At 55.2% G+C, this 26430-nt stretch carries 26 protein-coding genes; 19 read left to right on the top strand and 7 right to left on the bottom strand.

Annotated features, from left to right (window positions below; all coding sequences use genetic code 11):
* Nucleotides 1-174: 174 nt before the first annotated feature.
* Both sdhE and G5574_RS09455 read left to right on the top strand, forming a co-directional pair.
* Nucleotides 175-441: an FAD assembly factor SdhE gene (gene sdhE / locus G5574_RS09460; protein ID WP_006120816.1), complete on the top strand. Its 267-nt coding sequence runs from the start codon at nt 175-177 to the stop codon at nt 439-441.
* Complete coding sequence (locus G5574_RS09455; RefSeq protein ID WP_033739615.1) at nt 416-832, top strand: protein YgfX; 417 nt, start codon at nt 416-418, stop codon at nt 830-832. Before sdhE ends, G5574_RS09455 begins: the two co-directional genes overlap by 26 nt.
* Nucleotides 833-842: 10 nt before the next feature.
* On the opposite strand, the gene fldB is transcribed toward G5574_RS09455, so the two are convergent.
* The gene (fldB, locus tag G5574_RS09450) at nt 843-1361 is read right to left on the bottom strand and encodes a flavodoxin FldB (RefSeq protein ID WP_006120814.1); all 519 of its coding nucleotides are present in this window, start codon (nt 1359-1361) and stop codon (nt 843-845) included.
* A 102-nt stretch (nt 1362-1463) separates the two neighbouring features.
* Between fldB and xerD the strand changes: the two genes are divergently transcribed.
* The 6 genes from xerD to G5574_RS09420 all read left to right on the top strand — a co-directional run bounded on the left by xerD (nt 1464) and on the right by G5574_RS09420 (nt 8270).
* A complete protein-coding gene (gene xerD, locus G5574_RS09445) occupies nt 1464-2357 on the top strand; it encodes a site-specific tyrosine recombinase XerD (RefSeq protein WP_033739613.1) in 894 nt (297 codons plus the stop codon).
* Nucleotides 2358-2378: 21 nt separating this feature from the next.
* Nucleotides 2379-3092: a bifunctional protein-disulfide isomerase/oxidoreductase DsbC gene (gene dsbC / locus G5574_RS09440; protein WP_039338429.1), complete on the top strand. Its 714-nt coding sequence runs from the start codon at nt 2379-2381 to the stop codon at nt 3090-3092.
* A 3-nt stretch (nt 3093-3095) separates the two neighbouring features.
* Nucleotides 3096-4835 carry a single-stranded-DNA-specific exonuclease RecJ gene (recJ, locus tag G5574_RS09435; protein WP_039338426.1) on the top strand — a complete coding sequence of 580 codons (1740 nt, stop codon included), beginning with the start codon at nt 3096-3098 and terminating at the stop codon, nt 4833-4835.
* Nucleotides 4836-5025: 190 nt separating this feature from the next.
* A protein-coding gene (prfB, locus tag G5574_RS09430; protein WP_100208631.1) for a peptide chain release factor 2 occupies nt 5026-6124 on the top strand; the annotation gives its coding sequence in 2 pieces (ribosomal slippage) (nt 5026-5100 and nt 5102-6124; 1098 coding nt in all).
* 9 nt (nt 6125-6133) lie between these two features.
* Nucleotides 6134-7654 carry a lysine--tRNA ligase gene (gene lysS / locus G5574_RS09425; protein WP_033739607.1) on the top strand — a complete coding sequence of 507 codons (1521 nt, stop codon included), beginning with the start codon at nt 6134-6136 and terminating at the stop codon, nt 7652-7654.
* A 124-nt stretch (nt 7655-7778) separates the two neighbouring features.
* Complete coding sequence (locus G5574_RS09420; protein ID WP_039338424.1) at nt 7779-8270, top strand: cupin domain-containing protein; 492 nt, start codon at nt 7779-7781, stop codon at nt 8268-8270.
* Here G5574_RS09420 and G5574_RS09415 read toward each other — a convergent pair.
* Nucleotides 8267-8893 (bottom strand): hypothetical protein, encoded by a 627-nt coding sequence (locus G5574_RS09415; RefSeq protein WP_006120808.1) that lies wholly within the window; start codon nt 8891-8893, stop codon nt 8267-8269. The two genes, G5574_RS09420 and G5574_RS09415, sit on opposite strands and share 4 nt — an antisense overlap.
* Nucleotides 8894-9261: 368 nt before the next feature.
* Here G5574_RS09415 and G5574_RS09410 point away from each other — a divergent pair, with 368 nt between their 5' ends.
* The gene (locus G5574_RS09410) at nt 9262-10425 is read left to right on the top strand and encodes an MFS transporter (protein WP_006120807.1); all 1164 of its coding nucleotides are present in this window, start codon (nt 9262-9264) and stop codon (nt 10423-10425) included.
* Here the strand turns inward: G5574_RS09410 and G5574_RS09405 are convergent.
* Nucleotides 10422-11342: a LysR family transcriptional regulator gene (locus tag G5574_RS09405; RefSeq protein ID WP_006120806.1), complete on the bottom strand. Its 921-nt coding sequence runs from the start codon at nt 11340-11342 to the stop codon at nt 10422-10424. The genes G5574_RS09410 and G5574_RS09405 overlap by 4 nt on opposite strands.
* A gap of 101 nt (nt 11343-11443) precedes the next feature.
* Here G5574_RS09405 and lysA point away from each other — a divergent pair, with 101 nt between their 5' ends.
* Nucleotides 11444-12700: a diaminopimelate decarboxylase gene (gene lysA, locus G5574_RS09400; RefSeq protein WP_039338421.1), complete on the top strand. Its 1257-nt coding sequence runs from the start codon at nt 11444-11446 to the stop codon at nt 12698-12700.
* 51 nt (nt 12701-12751) lie between these two features.
* Here lysA and G5574_RS09395 read toward each other — a convergent pair whose 3' ends face one another.
* The 4 genes from G5574_RS09395 to mutH form a co-directional block, all read right to left on the bottom strand.
* Nucleotides 12752-13792, bottom strand: coding sequence for an NADP(H)-dependent aldo-keto reductase (locus G5574_RS09395; RefSeq protein ID WP_006120804.1), 1041 nt, complete (start codon nt 13790-13792; stop codon nt 12752-12754).
* Between the two features lie 139 nt (nt 13793-13931).
* A complete protein-coding gene (locus G5574_RS09390) occupies nt 13932-14150 on the bottom strand; it encodes a YgdI/YgdR family lipoprotein (RefSeq protein ID WP_006120803.1) in 219 nt (72 codons plus the stop codon).
* A gap of 119 nt (nt 14151-14269) precedes the next feature.
* A complete protein-coding gene (locus tag G5574_RS09385; protein WP_006120802.1) occupies nt 14270-14980 on the bottom strand; it encodes a TerC family protein in 711 nt (236 codons plus the stop codon).
* A gap of 98 nt (nt 14981-15078) precedes the next feature.
* The gene (gene mutH, locus G5574_RS09380) at nt 15079-15756 is read right to left on the bottom strand and encodes a DNA mismatch repair endonuclease MutH (protein ID WP_006120801.1); all 678 of its coding nucleotides are present in this window, start codon (nt 15754-15756) and stop codon (nt 15079-15081) included.
* A gap of 685 nt (nt 15757-16441) precedes the next feature.
* Between mutH and rppH the strand changes: the two genes are divergently transcribed.
* The 9 genes from rppH to recC all read left to right on the top strand — a co-directional run bounded on the left by rppH (nt 16442) and on the right by recC (nt 26362).
* Nucleotides 16442-16969 carry an RNA pyrophosphohydrolase gene (gene rppH / locus G5574_RS09375; RefSeq protein ID WP_006120800.1) on the top strand — a complete coding sequence of 176 codons (528 nt, stop codon included), beginning with the start codon at nt 16442-16444 and terminating at the stop codon, nt 16967-16969.
* A gap of 12 nt (nt 16970-16981) precedes the next feature.
* Nucleotides 16982-19228 carry a phosphoenolpyruvate--protein phosphotransferase gene (gene ptsP, locus G5574_RS09370; RefSeq protein WP_006120799.1) on the top strand — a complete coding sequence of 749 codons (2247 nt, stop codon included), beginning with the start codon at nt 16982-16984 and terminating at the stop codon, nt 19226-19228.
* 108 nt (nt 19229-19336) lie between these two features.
* Nucleotides 19337-20218 carry a prolipoprotein diacylglyceryl transferase gene (gene lgt / locus G5574_RS09365; RefSeq protein WP_033739682.1) on the top strand — a complete coding sequence of 294 codons (882 nt, stop codon included), beginning with the start codon at nt 19337-19339 and terminating at the stop codon, nt 20216-20218.
* A complete protein-coding gene (gene thyA / locus G5574_RS09360) occupies nt 20215-21009 on the top strand; it encodes a thymidylate synthase (RefSeq protein ID WP_164482537.1) in 795 nt (264 codons plus the stop codon). Before lgt ends, thyA begins: the two co-directional genes overlap by 4 nt.
* 190 nt (nt 21010-21199) lie before the next feature.
* Nucleotides 21200-21670: a prepilin peptidase-dependent protein gene (locus G5574_RS09355; RefSeq protein ID WP_033739681.1), complete on the top strand. Its 471-nt coding sequence runs from the start codon at nt 21200-21202 to the stop codon at nt 21668-21670.
* Complete coding sequence (locus G5574_RS09350) at nt 21667-22194, top strand: prepilin peptidase-dependent protein (protein ID WP_174250598.1); 528 nt, start codon at nt 21667-21669, stop codon at nt 22192-22194. Before G5574_RS09355 ends, G5574_RS09350 begins: the two co-directional genes overlap by 4 nt.
* Nucleotides 22191-22595 carry a DUF2509 family protein gene (locus tag G5574_RS09345; RefSeq protein WP_164482536.1) on the top strand — a complete coding sequence of 135 codons (405 nt, stop codon included), beginning with the start codon at nt 22191-22193 and terminating at the stop codon, nt 22593-22595. Before G5574_RS09350 ends, G5574_RS09345 begins: the two co-directional genes overlap by 4 nt.
* Nucleotides 22555-22881 (top strand): prepilin-type N-terminal cleavage/methylation domain-containing protein, encoded by a 327-nt coding sequence (locus G5574_RS09340; protein ID WP_174250597.1) that lies wholly within the window; start codon nt 22555-22557, stop codon nt 22879-22881. Before G5574_RS09345 ends, G5574_RS09340 begins: the two co-directional genes overlap by 41 nt.
* Before the next feature lie 103 nt (nt 22882-22984).
* Entirely contained in the window at nt 22985-26362 is a 3378-nt protein-coding gene (gene recC / locus G5574_RS09335; RefSeq protein WP_054687109.1) for an exodeoxyribonuclease V subunit gamma, read from the top strand.
* Nucleotides 26363-26430 lie beyond the last annotated feature (68 nt).

Below are 26430 nucleotides of genomic sequence, written 5' to 3'. Positions count from 1 at the left end.
AAAGAGCAGACTGGCATTGCAACCTGTTTACTGAACAGGGCGCACAAAACGCGTGATGAACGCCATAAAAAGCGTCATCCTGCGGCGTTGTGCACATGACGAAGTCTGGAGCCTGCAGCCGCTGTTAATCCAGGTTACACTAGTCGCCACGATGTGAAACAGGAAAACTGATGCATGGATATTCATGATAAATCGCGCGTTCAATGGGCCTGCCGTCGTGGCATGCTGGAACTGGATGTCGCTATTATGCCGTTCTTCAAGTACGAATATGACACGTTAAACGATACCGACAAGCAGGTTTTCATTGCCCTGCTGAAAAGTGACGATCCGGACCTTTTCAACTGGATGATGAACCACGGCGAGCCAGCCGATCCCGAGCTGAAACGCATGGTGAAGCTTATTCAGCAGCGTAATCGTGAACGCGGCCCGGTGGCAATGTAACCTTCATCCCTCGTTGCAGGCGCGCACAATCCTTGCCCTGACGCTGGTGGTAACGCTAGCCGGCGTCGGGCTGATGCCCTTGTCTGCGGCAGAGTGGGTGATAAAGCCGGTGCTGTTCGCCCTCATCGTGTGGGAAGGATGGCGGCAGGACAGGCGCTTGTGTCTGCGCTGTGGAGCGCTACGACGCGACAGTGCCCGTGACTGGCACTGGCAGGATGAACACTGGCAAACGCAGCAACCGCTTTACTGGTTACCTGGCGCGGTGTTGCTGGTCATGAAGAACCCTCAAGGCAGGATAACGCGGTTTTGGCTCATGCAGGATAATATGCAGCCTGCTGAATGGCGCGCCTTACGCGCCTGCTGTTTTCGCGACAGACAACGCGCGCGTTAACACCGACAGCCTACAGGCGTTCGGCCGTTTCCGTCAGAATCTGCTCGCACCACTGCTCAACGCGCTCATCCGTCACGTCAAACTGATTGACGTCATCCAGCGCCAGCCCGACAAACTGTTTGCCATCCGCGCTAAGCGGTTTGGGGCTGGTAAATTCATAGCCATCCAGCGGCCAGTAGCCGACAAACTGCACGCCCATGGGTTGCAGCAGGTCGTGCAGCATACCCAGCGCGTCGAGAAACCATTCACCATAGCCAATCTGGTCGCCCATGCCGTAAAGCGCCACTATCTTGTTATGCAGATTGAGGGTGGGCAACTGCGGCCAGATGGCCTCCCAGTCTTCCTGTAGCTCGCCGAAGTCCCAGGTCGGAATGCCCAAAATCAGCAGGTCGTACTCTTCCATCAGACGCGGATCGTCATCTTTCACGTTGTGCAACGTCACTAACTCGTCGCCAATAAAATCCCGAATCTTCTCCGCTACGATTTCGGTGTAGCAGGTACTGGAACCGTAAAAAAGACCTATTTTCATGCAGATAGTGCTCTGTTAATCCAGACTTTGGCGTAATTGTATCAGAAGCAGGGGTGAATCAGGCATAATGAGCACGATTTCAGACTGAACGGCGGGGAAAACGTGCAAGACAGCGAACTGACAGAACAGTTTCTTGACGCGCTGTGGATTGAGCGCAATCTGGCGCAAAATACCTTGTCCTCCTATCGACAGGATCTGCAAACGCTCACCGGCTGGCTGGCGCATCACGGCCTGACGCTGGTGTCATTAAGCCCGCAGGATCTGCAACAGTTTCTCGCAGAGCGACTGGAAGGCGGCTATAAGGCCACCAGCTCAGCGCGTCTGCTCAGCGCTATGCGCCGCCTGTTTCAGTACCTGTACCGTGAAAAGATTCGTGTGGACGATCCCAGCGCCCAACTGGCCGCGCCAAAGCTGCCCCAGCGGCTGCCCAAAGATCTGAGCGAGGCACAGGTCGAGCGTTTACTGCAGGCTCCGGATGTCAACGTGCCGCTGGAACTGCGCGATAAAGCCATGCTGGAATTATTGTATGCCACCGGGCTGCGTGTTTCGGAGCTGGTGGGATTAACCCTGAACGACGTCAGCCTGCGTCAGGGCGTGGTGCGGGTGATCGGTAAGGGCAATAAAGAGCGCCTGGTGCCATTAGGTGAAGAGGCGGTTTACTGGCTGGAATATTATATGGAACATGGTCGTCCGTGGTTGCTCAACGGGCAAACGCTGGATGTGTTCTTCCCCAGTAGCCGCGCGCAGCAAATGACGCGGCAGACGTTCTGGCACCGAATCAAGCACTACGCCACGCTGGCAGGCATTGACAGCGAAAAGCTGTCGCCCCATGTGCTGCGCCACGCCTTTGCCACACATTTGCTGAACCACGGAGCAGACTTGCGTGTCGTACAGATGTTACTGGGACACAGCGATCTCTCCACGACCCAGATTTATACTCACGTCGCCACGGAACGTCTGCGACTGTTACATCAACAGCATCATCCGCGTGCATGACCGACGGATATAAGGAAAACAATGAACAAACATGTTGCCACGCTGGCGCTGCTGGTCAGCGCCTTTTCCGGTTTAACCCACGCTGATGACAGCGCTATTCAGCTTTCCCTGAAAAAGCTGGGTTTACACCAGACCGAGATTCAGCCGTCTCCGCTGCCAGGCTTCAAAACCGTGCTCAGCGAAAGCGGCGTCCTGTATGTGACCGATGATGGTAAGCACATGATCCAGGGTCCCCTTTATGATGTCAGCGGCACGCAACCGGTGAACGTGACCAATACGCTGCTGGATAAAAAGGTCGACGCGCTGGTTCCGGAGATGATCATCTATAAAGCGCCAAAAGAGCAGCATGTGGTCACGGTGTTCACGGACATTACCTGTGGCTATTGTCACAAGCTGCACGAGCAGATGGCCGATTACAATGCGCTGGGCATCACGGTTCGTTATCTTGCTTTCCCACGCGAAGGGATGAACGGTAATGTCGCCAGCGCCATGAAAGCGGTCTGGTGCAGCGCCGATCGTAACAAAGCCTTCGATGACGCGATGAAAGGTGATGCGCCGAAGATGGAGGCGCCTGCGTCATGCAAAACTGACATTGGTCAGCAGTATAAACTCGGCATTCTGTTCGGCATTCAGGGCACGCCCGCCATTCTGACCGATAGCGGAATGATGATCCCGGGCTACCAAAGCCCTCAGGAACTCAAACAGGTACTGGATAATCAAAAGCGTGGTGGTTAAGGCGTGGTAAAGCACGAAGTCGAATTACGTCGTCGTGAGGCGGTACCGGATTTGCCCGGGCTCCCTGCTGATTTGCCGCCGCTTCTGCGTCGGCTTTATTTGCAACGCGGCGTCAGTGATGCCGCTCAGCTTGAAAGAGGCGCGAAAAACCTGCTGCCGTTTAGTGCGCTGAGCGGTATTGATAAGGCCGTCGCCTTGCTGCATGAAGCGCTGCTGGATGGACGCTGTATTATGGTCGTCGGCGATTTTGATGCTGACGGTGCCACCAGTACCGCGCTTACCGTACTGGCTCTGCGCAGCATGGGATGCAGCAATGTTCAGTATCTGGTACCTAACCGGTTTGAGGATGGATACGGCCTCAGTCCTGAGGTTGTCGAACAGGCGAAAGCGCGCGGCGCGGAGATGATCCTCACTGTCGATAACGGTATTTCCTCTCATGCTGGCGTCGCCGTCGCGCATGCGCACGGGATTGCGGTGCTGGTGACCGACCACCATTTACCCGGCGAAACGCTGCCTGACGCGGACGCTATCGTTAACCCAAACCTGCCTGATTGCACTTTCCCGTCGCGTGCGCTGGCAGGCGTTGGTGTGGCCTTTTACCTGATGATGGCGCTGCGTGCCCATCTGCGAACCCAGGGCTGGTTTGGCGTCACGCGGGCAGAACCTAACCTGGCTGACCTGCTCGATCTGGTGGCGCTGGGCACGGTTGCGGATGTCGTGCCGCTGGATGCAAATAACCGTATTTTGGTCTGGCAGGGCCTGAGCCGCATTCGTGCCGGTAAATGCCGACCGGGCATCAAGGCGCTACTGGAAATCGCCAATCGCGATGCGCGCCAGCTGGCCGCCAGCGACCTGGGGTTTGCGCTGGGACCGCGGCTGAATGCGGCCGGAAGGCTCGACGATATGTCAGTCGGCGTCGCGCTGTTACTGACGGACGATCTCAGCCAGTCGCGTATGCTAGCCAGCGAGCTGGATGCGCTCAATCAGATGCGCAAAGAGATTGAACAGGGTATGCAAAGCGAGGCGCTGGCGCTCTGTCAGACGCTGGAGCGTGAGCAAACCGATTTGCCGCTGGGGCTGGCCTTTTATCATCCCGAATGGCATCAGGGCGTGGTAGGTATTCTGGCTTCCCGGCTCAAAGAGCGTTTTCACCGTCCGGTCATCGCCTTTGCGCCTGCGGGCGACGGCATGCTGAAAGGCTCGGGACGTTCGATTGCGGGCCTGCACCTGCGGGATGCCCTGGAACGGCTTGATACGCTCCACCCCGGGCTGATGCAGAAGTTTGGTGGTCACGCCATGGCGGCCGGGCTGTCGCTGGAGGAGGCGCGCTACGAGGAGTTTCGTCAGCGGTTCGCTGAACTGGTCGGCGACTGGCTGGCTGGCGAAGCGCTGCAAGGGGTGATGTGGTCTGATGGCGCGTTACAACCCGCTGAGTTTTCTCTGGAGACCGCCGAAATGCTGCGCGATGCCGGTCCCTGGGGACAGGCCTTTCCGGAGCCTGCGTTTGACGGCAAATTCCGGCTGTTGCAACAGCGGCTGGTGGGGGAACGTCATCTGAAAGTCATGGTGGAGCCACTGGGCGGCGGGCCATTGATCGACGGTATCGCGTTTAACGTAGATACCACGCTGTGGCCTGACAGCAGCGTTCGCGAGGTTGAACTGGCGTACCGGCTGGATATCAATGAATATCGCGGTAACCGCTCAGTGCAGTTGATTATTGAACATCTCTGGCCGCTCAGTTAACGGATGAAGGTGGACGGACGGGAGTCCGTCCGCCAGGCCTTTCTGACGTTGCCTCCCTCCCTTTCAGCACAGCCTGTCCCAAACGTTTACACCCTGCGCATTTTCTCAACGCTACAAACTGTCGCCGGTTTCGGGTAAACTCGCAGGTTACATTTCTTATTCCATCAAACGTTAAAAAGACGCTAAACACATGTTTGAAATTAATCCGGTCAAATACCGTATTCAAGACCTCACCGAGCGCAGCGACGTTCTTCGGGGGTATCTTTGACTACGATGCCAAGAAAGAACGCCTTGAAGAAGTAAACGCAGAACTCGAACAGTCTGACGTCTGGAACGAACCTGAACGCGCCCAGGCGTTGGGTAAAGAGCGCTCCTCTCTCGAAGCAATCGTGAATACGCTGGATCAGATGACGCAGGGGCTGGAAGACGTACAGGGCCTGCTTGATCTGGCTGTGGAAGCCGATGACGAAGAAACCTTTAACGAAGCGGTCGAAGAACTGGACGCGCTGGACGTTAAACTAGGTGAACTCGAATTCCGCCGTATGTTCTCAGGTGAGTACGACAGCGCAGACTGTTATATCGACTTGCAGGCTGGCTCCGGCGGCACCGAGGCGCAGGACTGGGCCAGCATGCTGATGCGTATGTATCTGCGTTGGGCCGAAGCGAAAGGCTTCAAAACCGAGATTATTGAAGAGTCCGAAGGCGAAGTGGCGGGCATTAAATCGGTAACCATTCGCGTGTCGGGCGATTATGCGTTTGGCTGGTTACGCACCGAGACAGGCGTTCATCGCCTTGTTCGTAAGAGTCCGTTTGACTCCGGTGGTCGCCGCCATACCTCATTCAGCTCCGCGTTTATCTACCCGGAAGTCGATGACGATATCGATATCGACATTAACCCGGCAGACCTGCGCATTGACGTTTACCGTGCCTCCGGTGCCGGTGGTCAGCACGTTAACCGGACGGAATCTGCGGTGCGTATCACCCATATTCCGACCGGTACGGTCACGCAGTGTCAAAATGACCGCTCTCAGCACAAAAACAAAGATCAGGCGATGAAGCAGATGAAGGCGAAGCTGTACGAGCTTGAGATGCAGAAAAAAAATGCCGAGAAGCAGGCGCTGGAAGACAATAAGTCGGATATCGGCTGGGGAAGCCAGATCCGTTCTTACGTTCTGGACGACTCACGAATTAAAGATCTGCGTACCGGCGTGGAAACGCGTAATACGCAGGCGGTTCTGGATGGCGATCTGGACCGTTTCATTGAAGCAAGTTTAAAAGCAGGGCTATAAGGAACCGACATGTCTGAACAACAACCGCAGAGCGCTGACGTCGCACTTGAGTTAAATAACGAACTGAAAACGCGTCGCGAGAAACTGAGCGTGCTGCGTGAAAACGGCGTGGCGTTTCCTAACGATTTTCGTCGTGATACCACCTCCGATCGGCTGCACGCCAGCTATGACGAGAAGAGTAACGAAGAGCTGGAAGACTTAGGCATTGAGGTCAGCGTGGCGGGCCGTATGATGACGCGCCGTATTATGGGCAAAGCGTCTTTCATCACCCTGCAGGACGTTGGCGGCCGCATTCAGCTGTACGTAGCACGTGACGATCTGCCTGAAGGCATCTATAACGAGCAGTTCAAAAAGTGGGATCTGGGCGATATCCTCGGCGCACGCGGTAAGTTGTTCAAAACTAAAACCGGCGAGCTGTCTGTTCACTGTTCAGAACTGCGTTTACTGACCAAAGCGCTGCGTCCGTTGCCTGATAAGTTTCACGGCCTGGCCGATCAGGAAACACGTTATCGTCAGCGTTATCTTGATCTCATCGCCAACGATGAATCACGCAACACCTTCAAAATTCGCTCTCAGATTATGGCCGGTATTCGCCAGTTCATGGTCGCTCGCGACTTTATGGAAGTGGAAACGCCAATGATGCAGGTGATCCCGGGTGGCGCATCAGCGCGTCCGTTTATCACGCATCATAATGCGCTGGATATCGATATGTACCTGCGTATTGCGCCAGAGCTGTATCTGAAACGTCTGGTTGTGGGCGGTTTTGACCGCGTGTTTGAGATCAACCGTAACTTCCGTAACGAAGGGATTTCGCCACGTCATAATCCAGAGTTCACCATGATGGAACTCTATATGGCGTATGCGGATTATAAGGATCTGATCGAACTGACCGAAAGCCTGTTCCGCACGCTGGCGCAGGATGTGCTGGGCAGCACCGTCGTGCCTTATGGTGAGCAGGAATTCGATTTCGGCAAGCCGTTTGAAAAGCTCACCATGCGTGAAGCCATCAAAAAATACCGTCCGGAAACCGATCTGGCCGATCTTGACGATTTCGATAAAGCCGTGGCAGTCGCTCAGGCCATCGGCATCAAAGTCGAGAAAAGCTGGGGCTTAGGCCGCGTGGTGACCGAGATTTTTGAGGAAACCGCAGAAGCGCACCTGATTCAGCCTACCTTCATTACCGAATACCCGGCGGAAGTTTCTCCGCTCGCTCGTCGTAACGATGAAAACCCGGAAATCACCGACCGTTTCGAGTTCTTTATCGGCGGACGTGAAATCGGCAACGGCTTCTCTGAGCTTAACGATGCGCAGGATCAGGCTGATCGCTTCCTGCAGCAGGTTAATGCCAAAGACGCGGGCGATGATGAAGCCATGTTCTATGACGAAGACTACGTTACTGCACTGGAACACGGCTTACCGCCAACGGCAGGTTTAGGCATTGGTATCGACCGGATGGTGATGCTGTTTACCAACAGCCATACCATCCGTGACGTGATCCTGTTCCCGGCGCTGCGTCCTGGCGCTAAATAAGTCTTGTTGTTCTGTAAAAAGGCCGGGTTATCCCGGCCTTTTTTCTTTCTGCTGTTCGCGATGCCGTGCTTGAGTCATCCCGCTCCCTCTGCCAGACTGAAATCTCAACAGGGAGCCAACCACGATGACACAACGTCCCGACTGTATTCGCCACTGGCAGACGCTGGAAGGCGACGATAACGAACACTATTCTGACAGCGATGAGCGTATGTCGATTGGCGCGCCACTGGGGCGGTTACTGGGGTTAACCCGCCTCGGCATTCACCATGAAAGGCTGTTGCCCGGACGCCGCATGTCCTATCCGCACGCGGAGAGCGCGGAAGAAGAGTTTATCTTTGTGCTTGAAGGTCATCCTGACGCCTGGATAAACGGTGAGTTGTACCCGCTGTCGCCGGGCGATGCCGTTGCTTTTCCGGCCGGAACCGGCATCTGCCATACCTTTATCAACAACCGCGACCATGAGGCGCGCTTTTTAGTGGTGGGCGAGGTGAGCAAACCCGAAAACCGTATTACTTATCCGCTCAATCCGGACTACGAAGCAACCCGTGAGGACAGGTGGCTGAATCCGCCTGAACAGACGATGGGCAAGCATCCCGGTTTGCCCGACAAAAATTAAGATTTTACGGCGTCATCCAGCCAGTGCTGAAAGCGAGAGTAAGGAACATAGAGGGCGACGTCTTTATACAACGTCTTGCCGCTGTGGTTATCGTTAATGCGCTGGCTGTAGCCGACAATCACGCCAGCCAGTGTGTCGTCAGAAGCATTGTAAACCGCGCCACCAGACATCCCTTTAACTACGCCGGCATTCGCTGCCACCACCACACAGTTAGCTTTGTTCCAGTCATTGGCCAGCGTGGTATTCACCAGATTCTGACCGGTTGAGCTGACCGGCATGGCCGAGATAAAGCTGTACCCGTAAAGGTTCACCTTATCGCCAATGTGGCTGTTACGGAAGGCAGGAGGAAGGTTGGCTTCGCTGTTCTTGTGGTAGACCACCGCCAGGTCGCACTCCGGATGCCAGGCTTTCACCCGGTAAAGCGAATATTTCGCCACGTGGGCCGCCGTGAGGCTGTAGTCCGGGGTCAGGGGAATGGTCGTACCCAGCGTGCCCAGCCCCATGATGGTTGGAATGCCGGTAACGGTCATATCAACCCGCTTTTCAGCTTCTTTACTGTACTCATAGTGACCGACTGAGCAACCCGTTAAGCCCAGTACCAGTAAGAGGGTAAGCCGTTGCATTATTCTCTCTCCGCGTCAGTTGGACTGCATTTCATCTGGCGATTCATAAGAGCTTTATCGGCAACGCTAATACTTTATTGATAACTAAAATCGGTATTAGCTAAAAAACGGCTACTTCGCTGGCAACCTTTCTGCTTGTTTTAAGTGGCGGGCTATCCCTTTCTCCTTAACCTCATGTTTAATAAGCATAGTTCATCTTACTGTCAATTATTGCCTTTCCTGCAATACAGTGTTGCCTCTGTGTGAGTATCCGATGACAGTCAGCTATGGTGTAATACAGAATGTGACAGAGATCATAAATTATAGCCTGTTCATCGCGATGCACGCGGAAGCAACCGCGTCGCAATAATCATATTTGGGAGAGTGTTATGCCTGTGGCATTACTGGCATTGGCGCTGAGTGCGTTCGCAATCGGAACCACTGAGTTCGTTATTATGGGGTTACTGCCGGAAGTGGCAAACGATTTACAGGTGACCATTCCGTCAGCGGGCTGGCTCATCAGCGGCTATGCCCTGGGCGTGGCCATTGGCGCGCCGGTCATGGCACTGTTGACCGCGAAACTGCCACGCAAGAAAACGCTGATTCTGTTAATGGCCATCTTCATCATCGGTAACCTGTTGTGCGCGCTGGCGTACAGCTACAACCTTCTGATGCTGGCGCGGGTGATTACCGCCCTCTGTCACGGTGCGTTTTTTGGCATTGGCGCTGTGGTGGCTGCCAGTCTGGTGGCTGCCGATCGCCAGGCGTCCGCCGTGGCGCTGATGTTTACCGGCCTGACGTTAGCCAACGTATTAGGCGTGCCATTGGGGACCTGGTTTGGTCAGCTGTTTGGCTGGCGTGCCACCTTCTGGGGCGTTGCGGTAATTGGTGTGCTGGCCTTTATTGCGTTGATCACCAGCCTGCCGGGAAATAAAAACGAGAAGCCCGTCAATCTGGCCAGCGAAATCAGCGCGCTGGCAAACGGTAAACTGTGGCTGTCGTTACTGATGACGGTCTGTTTTGCTGCCGCCATGTTTACGCTGTTCAGCTATATTGCGCCGTTGCTGTTGCAGGTCACCGGCATCAGCGATCATGGCGTGAGCTGGACTCTGTTCCTGATTGGGGCGGGGCTGACGGCAGGCAATATTTTGGGCGGCAAACTGGCCGACCGCAATGTGGCGCTCAGCCTGACAGGCAGTTTCCTGCTGATCGCGCTGTTCTCACTACTGTTTAGCTGGACCAGCCATGCGCTGTGGCTGGCGGAAATCACCTTGTTCCTTTGGGCGATGGCTACCTTCGCTACGGTACCCGGCTTGCAGATAAATGTCGTGCGCCACGGTAAGGAGGCACCAAATCTGGTGTCGACCCTGAACATTTCGGCCTTTAATGTCGGGAATGCACTGGGTGCCTGGGTAGGCGGAGCGGTTATCGCCCGGGGCTATGGGCTGACCAGCGTGCCGGTTGCCGCGGCCGCGCTGGCGGCGGTGGGGCTGATCGTCTGCGTGATCACCTTCCGTAAATCAGGCGGCGCGGCGGCCAGCGTTCACGCCTAAACCAGCCTGGCCGCAATCAGCGCCGGAAAACGGGCAATCTGATGTTGAAGGTGCGCCGCAAACGCGTCAACCAGTGCTGAAGCCGGCCGGTGGCGCGGCCGGACCAGACTGACGGTAAAGGGCACCGCCACGCTAAACGGACGCATGACGATCCCGCTGTCAGCATAATCGAGTGCTGTCAGCGGATTAACGACAGAAATACCCACGCCAGCCTGCACCATCGCGCACACCGAGGCTGCGCTATGGGTTTCCATCACCATCCTGCGCGTCACGCCTTGCTCATGAAACAGTGCATCCAGTAACTGCCGATAGCTGTCCGTACGTGACAGGCTGACATAGTTCTCACCCGCAAAATCCTGCGGCGTAAGTAAGTTGCGCTGCGCCAGAGGATGCTGTTTCGGTAAGACACAGACTTCATCGCAGGTCAGTAAAGCCTGGCGATCGGTACCGGCAGGTGCGTGCAGCGTTTCTGTCAGGCCCAAATCATAGCGCTGCGCCGACAGCCACTCTTCCAGCAGCGGTGAATCCTGCGGAATGATGTTCAGGCTGACGTCGGGATAGCGTTGTAAAAACGTCTGACAAATGGGCGGCAGCAACGACTGTGAGAAGGCCGGCAGACAGGCAATCGACAGCTCGCCCTGACGAAACTGCCGCAAACCTTCTGCCGCATCCATAATGCGGTCCAGCCCATACCACGAGCGCTGCACCTCTTCAAACAGGCGTAGTCCCTGCACCGTCGGTTGCAGACGGCCACGCACGCGCTCAAACAGTTGCAGACTCAACTGCCGTTCAAGCCGCGCCAGTTCACGGCTGACCGTGGGCTGTGAGGTTTGCAGCAGCGTGGCGGCCTGGGTGAGGTTGCCGCTGGTCATCACGGCATGAAAGATCTCGATGTGGCGCCAGTTAATCGTGGCCATGGGATATCCCATATCATTTATGCATAGATGCTATTAAAACAGATATTTTTCGGCATGGCACGAATCTGGCTTAATAGGAGGATTGCCACAGGAGACATGCTATGCCGCGTCCGTTAAACACCACAGAAACCGCCCTCAACGTTGATCATCTGCTGCCGCTTGCCCGCCAGTATTCTGGCCCGTTCTGGGCTTATGATGCGCAGGTGATTCAGCAGCGTATTGCACAGCTTCACGCTTTTGATGTGGTGCGCTTTGCTCAAAAAGCCTGTTCAAATACGCACATCCTGCGCCTTATGAAATCGGCCGGGGTTAAAGTGGATTCCGTTTCGCTGGGCGAAATTGAGCGCGCCCTCGTGGCTGGTTTTACGCCCGGCGGTGACGACATCGTGTTTACGGCTGACGTGCTGGATGAACCTACACTCGCCAGAGTTGCAGAACTAAAGGTGCCGGTGAATGCCGGTTCGGTCGATATGCTGCATCAGCTGGGTGCGGTTTCGCCAGGGCACGCGGTCTGGCTGCGTATCAATCCGGGATTTGGTCATGGCCACAGCCAGAAAACCAATACCGGCGGTGAAAACAGTAAACACGGCATCTGGCCGAGTGATTTGCCTGCTGCTCAGGCGGCGATTGAGCAATATGGATTGCGCCTGATCGGCATTCACATGCATATCGGCTCGGGCGTGGACTATGCGCACCTGCAGCAGGTCTGCGATGCCATGGTCGATCTGGTGGTGGCGTTCGGTCAGGATCTGGAGGCGATTTCTGCGGGCGGCGGTTTATCCATTCCCTATCACTATGGGGAGGAAGCGATCGATACCGAACACTATTTTGGCCTGTGGGACGCCGCGCGCCAGCGTATTGCCTCACATCTGGGTCACGCCGTGAAGCTGGAAATTGAACCGGGCCGTTTCCTGGTGGCGGAGTCAGGCGTGCTGGTGTCGCAAGTGAGGGCCGTTAAAGAGATGGGCAGCCGTCACTTTGTGCTGGTGGATGCCGGATTCAGCGATCTCATGCGACCATCGATGTACGGCAGCTATCACCATATCTCCCTGATGGCTGGCGACAACCGACAGATTGATGAACAGGACACGCGTGAAAGCGTTGTCGCGGGGCCACTTTGCGAGTCCGGCGATGTGTTTACTCAGCTTGAAGGGGGCAAAGTGGAAACCCGGGCGATTCCCGACGCGAAAGTCGGCGACTATCTGGTGTTCCACGATACCGGGGCGTACGGTGCGTCCATGTCCTCTAACTACAACAGTCGACCGCTGATTCCGGAAATCCTGTTTGAAAACGGCACGCCACGCGAGATTCGTCGCGCGCAGCGTATCGAGGATCTGCTGGCTCTGGAATTGGGTTAACGCAGGCTGTCAGTCAGAACTGCCAGCCGCACTTGCGGCTGGCACATGGCATCACGGTGCTGGGTAGGTATAACGGCGGTGAATCGCCTCAAGCTCTTCCAGAATCTCACTACTGAGCGTCAGGTTGGCGCTGTCGATATTGATCTTTAACTGATCCAGCGTGGTGGCGCCCAGCAGCGTGCTGGAAACAAACGGCTGCTGGCGAACAAACGCCAGGGCCATTTGCGAGGGATCGATCTGATGCTTGTTTGCCAGCGCCACATATTCTGCGACTGCCAGCTGAGACTGCTCGCCACTGTAGCGGGTAAACCGGCTAAACAAGGTATTACGTGCACCAGCAGGCTGTGCACCGTTCAGGTATTTCCCACTTAGCGTACCAAAAGCCAGGCACGAATAGGCCAGCAGTTCCACGCCTTCATGCTGGCTGATTTCCGCCAGGCCCACCTCAAAACTGCGGTTCAGCAGGCTGTAGGGATTCTGAATAGAAACAATGCGCGGTAACTCATGCTTTTCTGCCAGTTGCAGGTAACGCATCACGCCCCAGGGGGTTTCATTAGAGACGCCGATGTAGCGAATTTTACCGGCCCGCACCTGTTCTGCCAGCGCTTCCAGCGTTTCCAGCAGGGTCACCGGGACGCTGGAAGCGCTGTACTGATAGCCAAGTTTGCCAAAGAAGTTGGTCTGGCGCTGCGGCCAGTGCAGCTGGTACAGGTCGATATAATCGGTATTCAGGCGCTTCAGGCTGGCATCCAGCGCTTCGCGAATGTTCTTACGATCCAGCGCCATATTAGGGCGAATGGAGGCATCGTTGCCGCGGGTCGGCCCTGCGACTTTACTGGCGAGAATGATTTTATCGCGGCTGCCGGTCTTTTTTAACCAACTGCCAATGTACTTTTCGGTCAGGCCCTGGGTTTCCGGGCGAGGCGGCACCGGATACATTTCGGCAGTATCGATCAGGTTGATGCCGGAACTGATCGCAAGATCCAGTTGCGCGTGGGCGTCGGCTTCGCTGTTTTGCTCACCAAACGTCATGGTGCCCAATCCAAGCTGACTCACTTCCAGCGTGCTATGGGGGATACGGTGATAATGCATTGCCGGCTTCCTTTTCTCTGAGGATGGATATTGTGTCTTAAGGGACTATAGCGCGAGGCGTAGCGGCTAAGAAAGGGAAACAACAAGGAGAAACAGCCTGCCGGAGAGGGAAAGGTCGACAGGCCTGCTCGTTTCGCATTTAACGCTCAATGATGGTTGATACTTCATCACTGTTAATCTGTACCGTATGGCCTGACTGATCGGTGTACTGTACCAGTCCGGTCTCCTTATCAATGCTCGGTTTGCCTTCCGTCATAATCATGCGACCGTCTTTTGTCGCCATCACATAATCAGAACTACAACCACCTAATGTCACTGCGGCAACGGCCGCCAATATAATCTTACTCAGCCCTTTCATTGTGCTTATCCTCGCAACGCGTCCACTGTAAAAAAGTGTAGTAATAAATCCTTTTACCGATTGGGTTAATCGTATCAATCTGAAAATAGGTGGGCGGCAGGCCGCCGCCCTTGACAACGCTAGCTGACTTTTTTCTTACTGCGCATCAGGTTAAGGCACTCAACGGCCATCGAGAAGAACATGGCAAAATAAATGTAACCTTTTGGTACATGCACGCCGAAACTCTCCAGAATGAGGGTGAAACCCACCAAAATCAGGAAAGAAAGCGCCAGCATTTTGACCGACGGATGACGGTCAACAAATTCGCCAATACTGCGTGCCGCAAACATCATCATTAAGACGGCAATCACCACGGCGGCCATCATAATAAACAGATGGTCTGAAAGGCCGACGGCTGTAATAACCGAGTCGAGGCTGAAAATAATGTCGAGCAACATAATCTGCACAATCGCTCCCAGGAACGAATGCACATTGGATTTGTGTTCGGTTTCCTCACCTTCGATAGTTTCATGGATTTCCATGCTGGATTTCCAGAGCAGAAATAAGCCACCAAACAGCAGAATAAGATCGCGTGCGGAGAACGGATGATCCATAAGGGTAAACAGGGGATTGGTCAGTTTTGCTACCCAGGCAATCGAGGCCAGCAGTCCCAGCCGCATCAGCATCGCGCCCATCAGACCAATGCGCCGTGCGCGGGCCTGCTGATGTTTAGGCAGTTTTGCCACCACTAATGACAAAAAGATAATGTTATCAATGCCCAGAACCACTTCCAGAATGGTCAGGGTGCCCAACGCCAGCCAGGCGTTAGGATCGGAAATCCACTCGAACATACCTGCACTCGTATCCTAAACGAAAAGTAAACGAAGATTATACGCACCTAATCTGTCGAACTCACATTTAAATAGTGCATGGCCTGGGGAAAGGGGATTCAGAGAAGAAAATGGCGGGCAAGCAGCGGGGCGGTAAAGCTTTTCTTGAGATAAAACCCGCGCGGTAACGTCATAATGGGCTGTCCCTGTTCGCCGATCCCTTCGGTCAGGGCCCGGCTGTTAGCCGCTTTGGGACGAATTTGCAGCCAGGCACCATGACGGGCAGTAATACGTTCCACCTGACCCAGGACAATCATATCCATAAGTTCTTCCCAGTCCTGACGCAGCATGTCTTCTTCTTGTGCCGTCGGGCTCCACAGCAAGGGTGCGCCTACCCGGCGCTCGCCAGGGGGAATATCACGCTCACCCTCAACCGGCATCCATAGTACGCGAGCCAGCTTATGGCGAACATGACTGTTTTCCCATGTCACGCCGCTGTTACCGGTCAGCGGTGCAACGCAGACAAATGTGGTTTCCAGCGGTTTGCCTTCACGATCGACAGGGATGGTTTTCAACTCAATGCCCAGATGCGCAAAATCCTGCTCGGCTTTACTGCCTGCGCTGGCCCCCAAATGCCATTCCAGCAGCATGCCCACCCAGCCTTTATCGCGCTTCAGATTGGCTGGCGTTGGAATGCCGGCCTGTTCTGCCAGACAGTGTAAAGGTAAACCTGCCAGTGCCTGCGCCCGCGCGAACAGTACCGATTCGTTTTCAGGTGGCTCTGGAAGAGTGATCATATGCGTAACCCGATGTGGTTAAAAAATAAGCGCCCTGCGGCCTGTCAGGTTTTCCACAGGAATGAGCAGGGTAAGGTGCGCATAATAACATGAAACATAGTGCTTTTTTAAGAATGCACCGCTTCATGCTGTTAACGACGGGTCAGGTTATCCCAACTTGCTATCAACAATGAACAGGATCTTATGACCAGTTATCCACAGAAAGATGGGATAACCTGGCATCAGACGGGTTACTGGTTCGATTTACAGCCTTGACTTTGCTGTTTTTTAGCAAAAATTAGCCGGTTTGCTGCAAGCTTGAACCGATATCTGTGGATAAAAAGCCGGGTGGTGGATATTTAGCCAATTGTCAGCGACAGGACATTATACAATGTCACTCAGACGAATTTATTCAAACCTCAGCAGAGAAATAGTCTTATATTTCAATAGCTATTTCAGAATGACAGTAAAGCGTATTCAGATTCCTCCCAACGGGTTATTCAGTTAACTCCCGTGTTCTACACAAAGCTATCCACAGAAAACGTGAATAAGATCGATATTTTCTCGGTGCTTTGTTTATAACTTTGCATTCTTCTGTGAGTTATCCCGAGATTACGGTCCCCATTGCCCGTGAATCCAGTGGTTTACCGCCTGTAAGGAGTGTGAAACAATCAGACCATTCAAATTTAGCTTTTGAGGTAGTCCAGTGATCGATGATGATGGCTACCGCCCGAATGTTGGTATCGTAATTTGTAACAGGCAGGGACAAGTGTTATGGGCCAGGCGCTTTGGACAGCACTCCTGGCAATTTCCTCAGGGAGGCATCAATCCCGGTGAAACCGCAGAACAGGCGATGTATCGCGAATTGTTCGAAGAAGTAGGGTTACACAGAAAGGATGTCCGAATACTTGCATCTACCCGTAACTGGTTGCGCTACAAATTGCCAAAACGTTTGGTGCGTTGGGACACAAAACCGGTTTGTATTGGTCAGAAACAAAAGTGGTTTCTTCTGCAGTTGATGTGCAGTGATGCAGATATTAATGTGCAACACAGTAGCACGCCGGAATTCGACGGCTGGCGCTGGGTGAGCTTTTGGTATCCGGTACGTCAGGTTGTCTCTTTTAAACGCGATGTGTACCGTCGGGTGATGAAGGAGTTTGCAGGCGTTGTCATGTCCATGCAGGAGAGTGCGGTGCAGCGAAATCATCCTGCCCATCGACGTAAAAGAGGATAGGCCACGCCCTTTATGCTCACTCAGTTGCGAGAAATTGTTGAAAAGGTGGCGAGTGCGCCCCGTCTGAACGAAGCACTCGACATCCTGGTTAATGAGATCTGTCTGGCTATGGAAACGGAAGTCTGTTCCGTTTATCTGGCCGATCACGATCATCGCTGTTATTACCTGATGGCGACGCGCGGTCTGAAAAAACCGCGTGGCCTGACGGTGAAACTGGCGTTTGATGAAGGGATTGTGGGCCTGGTCGGTCGCCTGGCCGAGCCTATCAACCTGGCTGATGCGCAGAGCCATCCGAGCTTTAAATACATCCCCTCCGTTAAGGAAGAACGCTATCGCTCTTTCCTTGGTGTGCCCATCATCAGTCGCCGCCAGCTTCTGGGTGTGCTGGTGGTGCAGCAGCGCGAGCATCGCCAGTTCGACGAAAGCGAAGAGTCTTTTCTGGTTACGCTCGCCACCCAGCTAGCGGCCCTGCTGTCACAATCGCAGCTGAGCCAGCTGTTTGGTCAGTATCGCCAGGCCCGTGTTCGCGCCATCGCGGCCGCACCGGGTGTGGCGGTTGCGCCGGGCTGGGTGGATGAAACTCAACCCCTGCTCGATCAGGTCTCCGCGGCCTCCACGCTGGATCCACTGCGCGAACGTGAGCGCTTGTCACTGGCGATGAGCGAAGCCGCCAGTGAGTTTCGTCGCTTCAGTAAACGCTTTTCTGCCAGCGCGCAGAAAGAAAGCGCGGCAATCTTCGATCTCTACTCGCACCTGTTAACGGATGCCCGCCTGAAAAAAGATCTCTTCGACGAGATCGAACGCGGATCCGTGGCCGAGTGGGCAGTCAAAACCGTGATTGAAAAGTTTGCCGCGCAGTTTGCCAGCCTGACGGATAGCTATCTGAAAGAGCGCGCGGGCGATCTGCGGGTGCTTGGACAGCGGTTGCTGTTCCACCTTGATGATTCCCTGGTGGGCGTCAACGCCTGGCCCGAACGCTTTGTATTGGTAGCCGATGAGCTGACAGCGACAACGCTCGCCGAGATCCCGCATGATCGCCTGGCCGGTATTGTGGTGCGTGACGGCGCCGCGAATTCGCACGCCGCGATCCTGACCCGCGCCATGGGGATCCCCACGGTGATGGGCGCAGACATTCAGCCCGGCCAGCTCAATAAGCGCCTGCTGATTGTCGATGGCTATCGTGGTGAACTGCTGATCGACCCTGAACCGGTGATCGTGCAGGAGTACCAGCGGTTAATCAATGAAGAAAATGCCCTCAGCAAGATGGCTGAAGGCGGTGTAGACAGACCGGCAGAACTGAGAAGCGGTCAGCGCATACAGGTGATGCTTAATGCGGGACTGAGCCCGGAGCATGAGCAAACGCAGGGCAGTTGGGTTGACGGCATCGGTCTTTACCGCACGGAAATCCCGTTTATGCTGCAAAGCGGATTCCCGTCAGAAGAAGAGCAGGTGGCACAGTATCAGGGCATGTTACAGCTCTTTCACGACAAGCCCGTTACGCTGCGTACGCTGGATATCGGGGCCGATAAACAACTGCCTTACATGCCGATTAGCGAGGAGAACCCGTGTCTGGGCTGGCGCGGGATTCGATTGACGCTCGATCAACCGGAAATTTTTCTGGTGCAGGTGCGCGCGATGCTGCGTGCGAATGCCGCCTCCGGCAACCTGAGCATCTTACTGCCGATGATCAGCCACATTGATGAGATCGACGAGGCCAAACGGCTGATTCAGCGTGCCGGGGCAGAAGTGGAAGAGATGCTTGGCTATGCGATTCCGAAGCCGCGCATCGGCATCATGATTGAAGTGCCCTCCATGCTGTTTATGATCCCGCATCTGGCCTCGCGTGTTGATTTTATCTCGGTAGGCACCAACGATCTGACCCAGTATTTGCTGGCGGTCGATCGTAACAATACGCGCGTGGCGAATCTGTACGATTCCCTCCATCCGGCCATGTTGCGCGCACTGCAGGCCATTTCTGTTGAAGCCCATTTGGCGAATCTGGAATTGTGTTTGTGTGGTGAAATGGCGGGCGATCCGACCTGCGTGGCGCTGTTGGTGGGAATGGGATATCACCACCTCAGTATGAACGGGAAAAACGTCTCGCGTGTTAAATACCTGCTGCGTCATCTGGATTACGAAGAAACGCAGAAGCTCAGCACCCAGGCGCTTAAAGCCTCGTCAGCGACGGAGGTACGCCAGATGATGTCGGCGTTTATGGAACAGCGTGGTCTGGGCGGTCTGATCCGCGGCGGGCGTTAACCCAGGTTACATTTCTGCGACTACGCAAAAAACTGGCTGTGCTATGATGCACAGCCTTAATTTATGTGCATCACGTCCCCTTTCAGGGCAGAAAAAAAACGGTGAATGATGAATAACGGCTACATCGCATTTCCACAGTTTGATCCGGTGATTTTCTCAATCGGACCGCTTTCGCTTCACTGGTACGGGTTGATGTATCTGGTGGGATTTGTGTTCGCCATGTGGCTGGCGGTGCGCCGCGCGAACAAACCCGGCAGCGGCTGGAAAAAAGAGGAAGTCGAAAACCTGTTGTATGCCGGCTTCCTGGGGGTTTTCCTGGGCGGACGCATCGGTTACGTGCTGTTTTATAACCTGCCGCTGTTCCTGGAAAATCCGCTTTACCTGTTCAAAGTCTGGGATGGCGGCATGTCGTTCCACGGCGGTCTGATTGGCGTCATCCTGGTGATGCTGATTTTTGCGCGCCGTACCAAACGTCATTTCTTCCAGGTTGCTGATTTTATTGCCCCTCTGATTCCGTTCGGCCTCGGCGCCGGTCGTCTGGGCAACTTTATCAATGGTGAACTGTGGGGCCGTGTCGATCCCAATTTCCGTTTCGCCATGCTGTTCCCCGGCTCGCGCAGCGAAGATATCGCGCTGGCGGCTAACAATCCACAATATCAGGCACTGCTGAACACCTATGGCGTCCTGCCGCGCCATCCTTCACAGCTCTATGAACTGTTCCTTGAAGGCATTGTGTTGTTCATTATCCTGAACCTGTTTATTCGCAAACCCCGCCCGATGGGCAGCGTGTCCGGCCTGTTCCTGATCGGCTACGGTTGCTTCCGCTTTATTGTTGAGTTCTTCCGTCAGCCCGACGCGCAACTGGGTTTGCTCACCGGCGGCCTGAGCATGGGACAAATACTGTCTCTGCCGATGATCATCGCCGGTGTGATTATGATGATTTGGGCGTACCGTCGACGTCCGCAGCAACAACTTCACGAGGAAAAATGAAACAGTATCTGGACTTAATGCGCTACGTGCTGAACGAAGGCACACCAAAATCTGACCGTACCGGTACAGGCACGCTTTCAATTTTTGGTCACCAGATGCGTTTTAATCTGCAGGATGGCTTTCCCCTGGTCACGACTAAAAAGTGCCATGTTCGCTCCATCATTCATGAGCTGCTGTGGTTTCTGCAAGGGGACACCAACATTGGTTACCTGAAAGAAAACAATGTCTCTATCTGGGATGAGTGGGCAGATGAGCAGGGCAATCTGGGACCGGTATACGGCAAACAGTGGCGTAGCTGGGGCACCGCCCGTGGCGAAGAGATTGATCAGATCACCAAAGTGATTGAACAGATCAAGCGCGATCCGGATTCCCGCCGCATCATTGTCTCGGCGTGGAACGTGGGCGAACTGGATGAAATGGCGCTGGCTCCGTGCCATGCCTTTTTCCAGTTCTACGTCGCGGATGGCAGGCTCTCCTGTCAGCTTTACCAGCGTTCCTGCGACATTTTCCTGGGGCTGCCGTTTAACATCGCCAGCTATGCGCTGCTGGTGCATATGGTCGCGCAACAGTGCGATCTGAAGGTCGGTGACTTTGTCTGGACCGGCGGCGATACGCACCTTTACAGCAACCACCTGGAGCAGGCGCGCCTGCAACTGACGCGCGAACCGCGTCCGTTACCGAAGCTGGTGATTAAACGCAAGCCTGCCTCGCTGTTTGACTATCGCTTCGATGATTTTGAGATTGAAGGTTACGATCCGCATCCCGCCATCAAAGCGCCGGTTGCGGTCTGAACACCCGCCGCCAGCATCCGCCCCGGTCTTGCCACAGCATGCCGGGGCGTTTTTTTTTACAGCGATGTTGCGGCGCGGTGCACACTTGCACTGATCATGTCTTTATCCAGAGGAAAAATTCTGTAGCTTTGCTTCCAACCGGTGGCTTTCGGGCTTGCTGAAGCGCTCGCTGCTGCGGCACTCTGCCGCCATGAAAAGATCACAGTCAAAAGGGTTTACGCTGGCGGAGCTGCTGCTGGTGATGGTAATCGCTGGCATACTCAGCGCCTTTGCCACGCAAGGCTGGCAGCGCTGGCAGCAGCGTCAACAGCTTCGCGATACGGCGCTGCAACTGCAACACTTTCTGTTACGCGTCCGTGCTCAGGCCAATGCGCAAAACCGGGACCTGGTGCTGTGGCACCGCCCCACACAGCCCTGGTGTATCGGCGTGGCAGCACCGCCACAGAATGGCTGCAGTACGGCAAGCCGCCTGCACTTTATCGCGCCGTATGCGGACATCACACTTCACGCCCTGCGTGGCGAGCCGGGTTTTTACGGACGCCGCAACGTGGCCAAAGCGGGCAGCATTGAGCTGCGCAATCGCGCCGGAAAAATACGGGTGATTATTTCTGCACGGGCGCGAATTCGTCTTTGCCGTATTGACGATGCGGACTGCGAATGAAAATGGCCGGGTTTAGTCTGCTGGAAATGCTCATCGCCATGGCGATCAGTGCGGTGCTGATGGTCAGTGCAGGACGCTTTATGCCGCGACTGTTGGCCGAAAACCTCAGGCTGCAACAACAGGTTCAACTGCGTCAGGAGTTACAGCAAATGCTGTCCACGCTGGAAAAAGCGATCCGGCGGGCGGGTTATTGCCACGGGGCGTGCGGAACGGGTGGCCTGATGACAGCCGAAGGCTGTGTGCTGATCCGGTTTGACGAGAACAGCAACGGTCAGTGGGAAGGGGTTACGCACAGTGAGAGCGATTACTACGGTTACCGGCTGCGACAACACCAACTGGAGATGCAGCGTGGTGTGGATAACTGCAACGGCAGTGGATGGGAACGGCTTTCCGATCCGGCTTTCCTTTCGATTGAGGCATTCGACGTGCGCCGTGAAGGCCGGCTGGTCACCGTTGTACTGCAGGGGCGAAGCGGGAACCGAACCGAAACGCTGGAAAGCCGGGTCGAAGGAATGAATCTGTGAACGCCGAGGGCAACAGTGCGCTGGGGATGGTACTCGTCATCCTGCTGACAGGCGGCATCACGCTTCAGGCCAGCCGCGAGATGCTGGCGCAGGGAATGTTTATCGTCGCCGATGAGCAACACGCTATTCAGGGGTTTTGGCAGGCCCAGTCGGCACTGCAATGGGGACTGACATTAACGTGGCCAGCGCAATCACCTGCCACCTGCCAGCGCGAGCCGCAGTATGGCTGGCAGGCGTGCCTGCATCGCGTGGACGATGAGAAAGGATTGCTTAAAGGTGAAACGCAAAAAGGTGATAAGGCGTTATGGCACTGGGTCAGGCTGGAGGGCAGCAAAATCAGTCCCTTGCCACAGGGCTGGATTGATTATTGCCCGCAATCCGCGCCGGAGCAGTGCCTGTGAGTCGGCAGGATTCAGCCTGCCGGAAGCCTTGTTTGCCCTGTTACTGATGGCCGTCAGCACCAGCGCCTTATTACAGTACCACCGGGTGTTAACGCTCGGCTTTAGTCAGCAATGGCAGCAGCGTGAAGCCTGGCGTGTGGCGGAACAGCGGTTGTTGGGGCGCGAGGTGGCGGGCTGGCAAACGCGGTCAGATAAAAAAACGGGGTCGGGCGGCTGCACGCTGGAAACGGTTACGGTGAGCGGTCCGCATCAACGTCAGGCCAGCCTGACGCGATTACACTGCTGAGCGGATGAGAATGGGTTTTCACGGTAGGCTTCAAATGCGATACGCGGTAGAGTGAGTACCGTCTGCCATCACCATGCCGTTTAGTGTTTCCACAGGAGTTTGCATGTTTCACGTTTATCACTCTAATCAGCTTGATCTGCTCAAAAGCCTGGCAGCGAGAGTGATTAAACTGGATCCGCTTGACGATCCCTTTGCGTCAGAAATGGTGCTGGTGCAAAGCCCGGGGATGGCGCAGTGGTTGCAGATGGAACTGGCGCGCACCTTTGGCATTGCGGCAAATATCGAATTCCCGCTCCCGGCCAGCTTTATCTGGGAAATGTTTGTGCGCGTCCTGCCAGACATTCCGCCGGAGAGCGCCTTCAGCAAAGCCAGCATGAGCTGGAAACTGATGCATCGTTTACCCACGTTGCTGCTGCAGGACGAGTTTGCCTCACTGCGCCATTATCTGAGTGACGACGGAGACAGGCGCAAACTTTTTCAGCTCAGTGCCCGCATTGCCGACCTGTTTGACCAGTATCTGGTTTACCGCGCGGACTGGCTTAACAGCTGGGAACGCGGTCAACAGATCGAGGGCCTGGGAGAGGCGCAGGTGTGGCAGGCCGCGTTGTGGCGTGATTTAGTCGATTATACCGACGCGCTGGGCCAGCCCAAATGGCATCGTGCCAACCTCTATGCGCGCTTTATTACCACGCTTGAGCAGGCACAAACCCGACCTGATAACCTGCCGCAGCGGGTGTTTATCTGTGGTATTTCAGCGCTGCCGCCGGTCTATTTACAGGCGTTGCAGGCGCTGGGGCGGCACGTTGATATCTATCTGCTGTTTACCAATCCCTGCCGTGATTACTGGGGCGATATTCAGGACTATGCGTTTCTGGCGAAGCTACAAAGCCGCCAGCGGCGGCGTCATGACCGGGAAGAATATCGCGGTTTATTCAGTGATGTGGCGCGCGCGCCAGCCCTGTTTAGTGAGCAAGGGGAACAACATCTGACTAACCCGCTGCTGGCCTCCTGGGGCAAGTTAGGCCGCGATAACCTCTTCCTGCTCAGCCAGATGGAGCTGAACAGTGAAATCGATGCGTTTGTTGACGTCGAAGAAGACAACCTGCTGCACTGCATGCAGCACGATCTTCTTAATCTGCAGGACAGGGCAATCATTGGCCTGACGGCGGATGAACTGGCTTACAGTGGGCAGAAACGGCGGCTGGACCCGCAGGATCGCTCTGTTGCCATCCAGGTTTGCCACAGTGCGCAGCGCGAAGTTGAAGTGCTACAGGATCATCTTCTGGCATTGATGGAAGCCGATCCTGAGCTGAAAGCGCGGGATATTATCGTCATGGTGGCCGATATTGACGCTTACGCGCCGTTTATTCAGGCCGTGTTTGCAAACGCCCCGGCAGAACGCTATCTGCCGTTTGCCATTTCTGACCGTCGTGCCAGTCAGGCGCATCCTGCTATCGTCGCGTTTCTGCAATTACTGTCACTGCCGGACAGCCGGTTTGTCTCTGAAGATGTGCTGGCGCTGCTGGATGTCCCGGCCTTAGCGAATCATTTCTCGATTGACGAAAGCGGCCTGCGTCTGTTGCGTCGCTGGGTCAGCGAATCAGGCGTGCGCTGGGGGCTGGATGATGCCAGTGTGGAAGCGCTGGCTCTGCCGGTCACCGGTCAGCATACCTGGCGCTTTGGCTTGCAACGTATGCTGCTGGGATATGCAATGGAAAGCCAGCATGGCGACTGGCAAGGTATTCTGCCTTATGACGAATCAAGTGGGCTGGTCGCCGAACTGGCGGGCCATCTGGCCGAACTGCTGTCCCGGCTTAATCACTGGCGACAGGTCTTATCGGAGCCGCGCCCGCTGGAGGCCTGGCTGCCGCTGTGTCGCGAACTGCTGAATGCCTTTTTTACACCGGATACCGAAACAGAAGCGGCATTGCTGCTGGTGGAAGAGCAGTGGAAAACGCTGATTGAGTACGGTATGGACGCGCGTTTCAATGAGGCGATTCCGGTCGTGCTCCTGCGCGACGATCTGCGTGGGCGGCTGGATCAGCAGCGTATCAGTCAACGCTTTCTGGCCGGGCAAATCAATTTTTGTACCCTGATGCCGATGCGCTCGATTCCCTTCAGCGTGGTGTGCTTACTGGGGATGAACGACGGCGTTTATCCGCGCACCTTAGCGCCGCTGGGGTTTGACCTGATGCAGCAGCAGTCGCGCAAAGGTGACCGTAGCCGTCGTGATGACGACCGCTATCTGTTTCTGGAAGCCCTGATTTCCGCTCAGCAACAGCTCTATATCAGCTATATTGGCCGCGCTATTCAGGACAATACCGAACGTTACCCTTCGGTGCTGGTCACCGAATTGCTGGAGTATATCGGGCAAAGTTTTTACCTGCCTGGCGACGAGGACAGGGAACTGGATGACAGCGCACAGCGGGTACGGGCACACCTGGAACATTTACACAGCCGGATGCCGTTTGCGCCGGAAAACTTCCAGCCTGCGTCAGCGGCACACAGCTTTGCTCGTGAATGGCTGCCTGCCGCGCAGGGCACCGGTCAGCCCCAGCCTGATTTTGTTCAGCCGCTGAGCACACCGCCTGTAGAGACATTAGCCTTCGAACAGTTTCTGCGCTTCTGGCGTCATCCGGTTCGGGCCTGGTTTCAGCAGCGCCTGGGGGTCAATTTCTGGCTTGAAGAAAATGAACTGCCCGACAGTGAACCCTTTGCTCTGGACAGCCTGGAGCGCTATCAAATCAATGCGCAGCTACTGAATGCGCTGGTAACAGGAGAGGACACCGATCGCCTTTATGCCCATCACCGCGCCGCCGGCAATTTACCTTATGGGGCGTTTGGCGAGCTGTTCTGGCAGGCTCAGCGCGAAGAGATGCAGGAGGTGGCCGCAGAGGTGATCACTCAGCGCAGTGAGGGTGAAAGTCGGGAGATCAATCTGGCACTGGCGGGCGTCACATTAACCGGCTGGTTAACCCAGGTGCAGAGCGATGGCCTGCTGCGTTGGCGACCGGGTGTGCTGAATATCAATGACGGTTTATTACTGTGGCTGGAACATTTAGTTTATTGTGCACTGGGTGGCGACGGTAAAAGTCGGATGTTTGGCCGACAGCACAGCTACTGGTGCTTCCCTGCCGTGCCGCCGGATGAGGCGACTGATGCGCTGGCGCGCTATATGCAAGGCTATCTGCAGGGCATGCGCGAGCCTTTGATGTTGCTGACCAAAAGCGGTGGTGCCTGGCTTAATGCGTGTTTTGACAAGAAAAATCATCAGTTTATGACAGATGAGGCGACACAGCTCAAAGCCCGTAACGCTCTGCTTGCCGCCTGGGTCGGCGGTTACCAACAGGAAGGTGAGGGAAGCGATCCCTACCTGCAACGGTTATGCAGGGCACTGGATGAACCCCGGATACAGCAGATAACCGACGCGGCTGAATGCTGGTATTTACCGGTACTCCAGGCGCATCAGGACGACCGGTAAGCGACCGCTGCCGGGTAATGAAAACATCAAAAAGTTTGTTGTACTTTCAGCCGTTAATGCGCTCGCAA

This window comes from Pantoea stewartii, assembly GCF_011044475.1.
GTDB lineage: Bacteria > Pseudomonadota > Gammaproteobacteria > Enterobacterales > Enterobacteriaceae > Pantoea > Pantoea stewartii.
The sequence above is the reverse complement of the archived record's forward strand: the minus strand, read 5'-3'. Positions and strand labels throughout refer to the sequence as shown.

Excerpts from the sequence above, each read along its gene's own strand:
- sdhE (WP_006120816.1), top strand. The coding sequence starts at position 175 with ATGGATATTCATGATAAATCGCGCGTTCAATGGGCCTGCCGTCGTGGC.
- fldB (WP_006120814.1), bottom strand. The coding sequence starts at position 1,361 with ATGAAAATAGGTCTTTTTTACGGTTCCAGTACCTGCTACACCGAAATC.
- dsbC (WP_039338429.1), top strand. The coding sequence starts at position 2,379 with ATGAACAAACATGTTGCCACGCTGGCGCTGCTGGTCAGCGCCTTTTCC.
- lysS (WP_033739607.1), top strand. The coding sequence starts at position 6,134 with ATGTCTGAACAACAACCGCAGAGCGCTGACGTCGCACTTGAGTTAAAT.
- G5574_RS09420 (WP_039338424.1), top strand. The coding sequence starts at position 7,779 with ATGACACAACGTCCCGACTGTATTCGCCACTGGCAGACGCTGGAAGGC.
- G5574_RS09415 (WP_006120808.1), bottom strand. The coding sequence starts at position 8,893 with ATGCAACGGCTTACCCTCTTACTGGTACTGGGCTTAACGGGTTGCTCA.
- G5574_RS09410 (WP_006120807.1), top strand. The coding sequence starts at position 9,262 with ATGCCTGTGGCATTACTGGCATTGGCGCTGAGTGCGTTCGCAATCGGA.
- G5574_RS09405 (WP_006120806.1), bottom strand. The coding sequence starts at position 11,342 with ATGGCCACGATTAACTGGCGCCACATCGAGATCTTTCATGCCGTGATG.
- lysA (WP_039338421.1), top strand. The coding sequence starts at position 11,444 with ATGCCGCGTCCGTTAAACACCACAGAAACCGCCCTCAACGTTGATCAT.
- G5574_RS09395 (WP_006120804.1), bottom strand. The coding sequence starts at position 13,792 with ATGCATTATCACCGTATCCCCCATAGCACGCTGGAAGTGAGTCAGCTT.
- G5574_RS09390 (WP_006120803.1), bottom strand. The coding sequence starts at position 14,150 with ATGAAAGGGCTGAGTAAGATTATATTGGCGGCCGTTGCCGCAGTGACA.
- G5574_RS09385 (WP_006120802.1), bottom strand. The coding sequence starts at position 14,980 with ATGTTCGAGTGGATTTCCGATCCTAACGCCTGGCTGGCGTTGGGCACC.
- mutH (WP_006120801.1), bottom strand. The coding sequence starts at position 15,756 with ATGATCACTCTTCCAGAGCCACCTGAAAACGAATCGGTACTGTTCGCG.
- ptsP (WP_006120799.1), top strand. The coding sequence starts at position 16,982 with ATGCTCACTCAGTTGCGAGAAATTGTTGAAAAGGTGGCGAGTGCGCCC.
- lgt (WP_033739682.1), top strand. The coding sequence starts at position 19,337 with ATGAATAACGGCTACATCGCATTTCCACAGTTTGATCCGGTGATTTTC.
- thyA (WP_164482537.1), top strand. The coding sequence starts at position 20,215 with ATGAAACAGTATCTGGACTTAATGCGCTACGTGCTGAACGAAGGCACA.
- G5574_RS09355 (WP_033739681.1), top strand. The coding sequence starts at position 21,200 with ATGAAAAGATCACAGTCAAAAGGGTTTACGCTGGCGGAGCTGCTGCTG.
- G5574_RS09350 (WP_174250598.1), top strand. The coding sequence starts at position 21,667 with ATGAAAATGGCCGGGTTTAGTCTGCTGGAAATGCTCATCGCCATGGCG.
- recC (WP_054687109.1), top strand. The coding sequence starts at position 22,985 with ATGTTTCACGTTTATCACTCTAATCAGCTTGATCTGCTCAAAAGCCTG.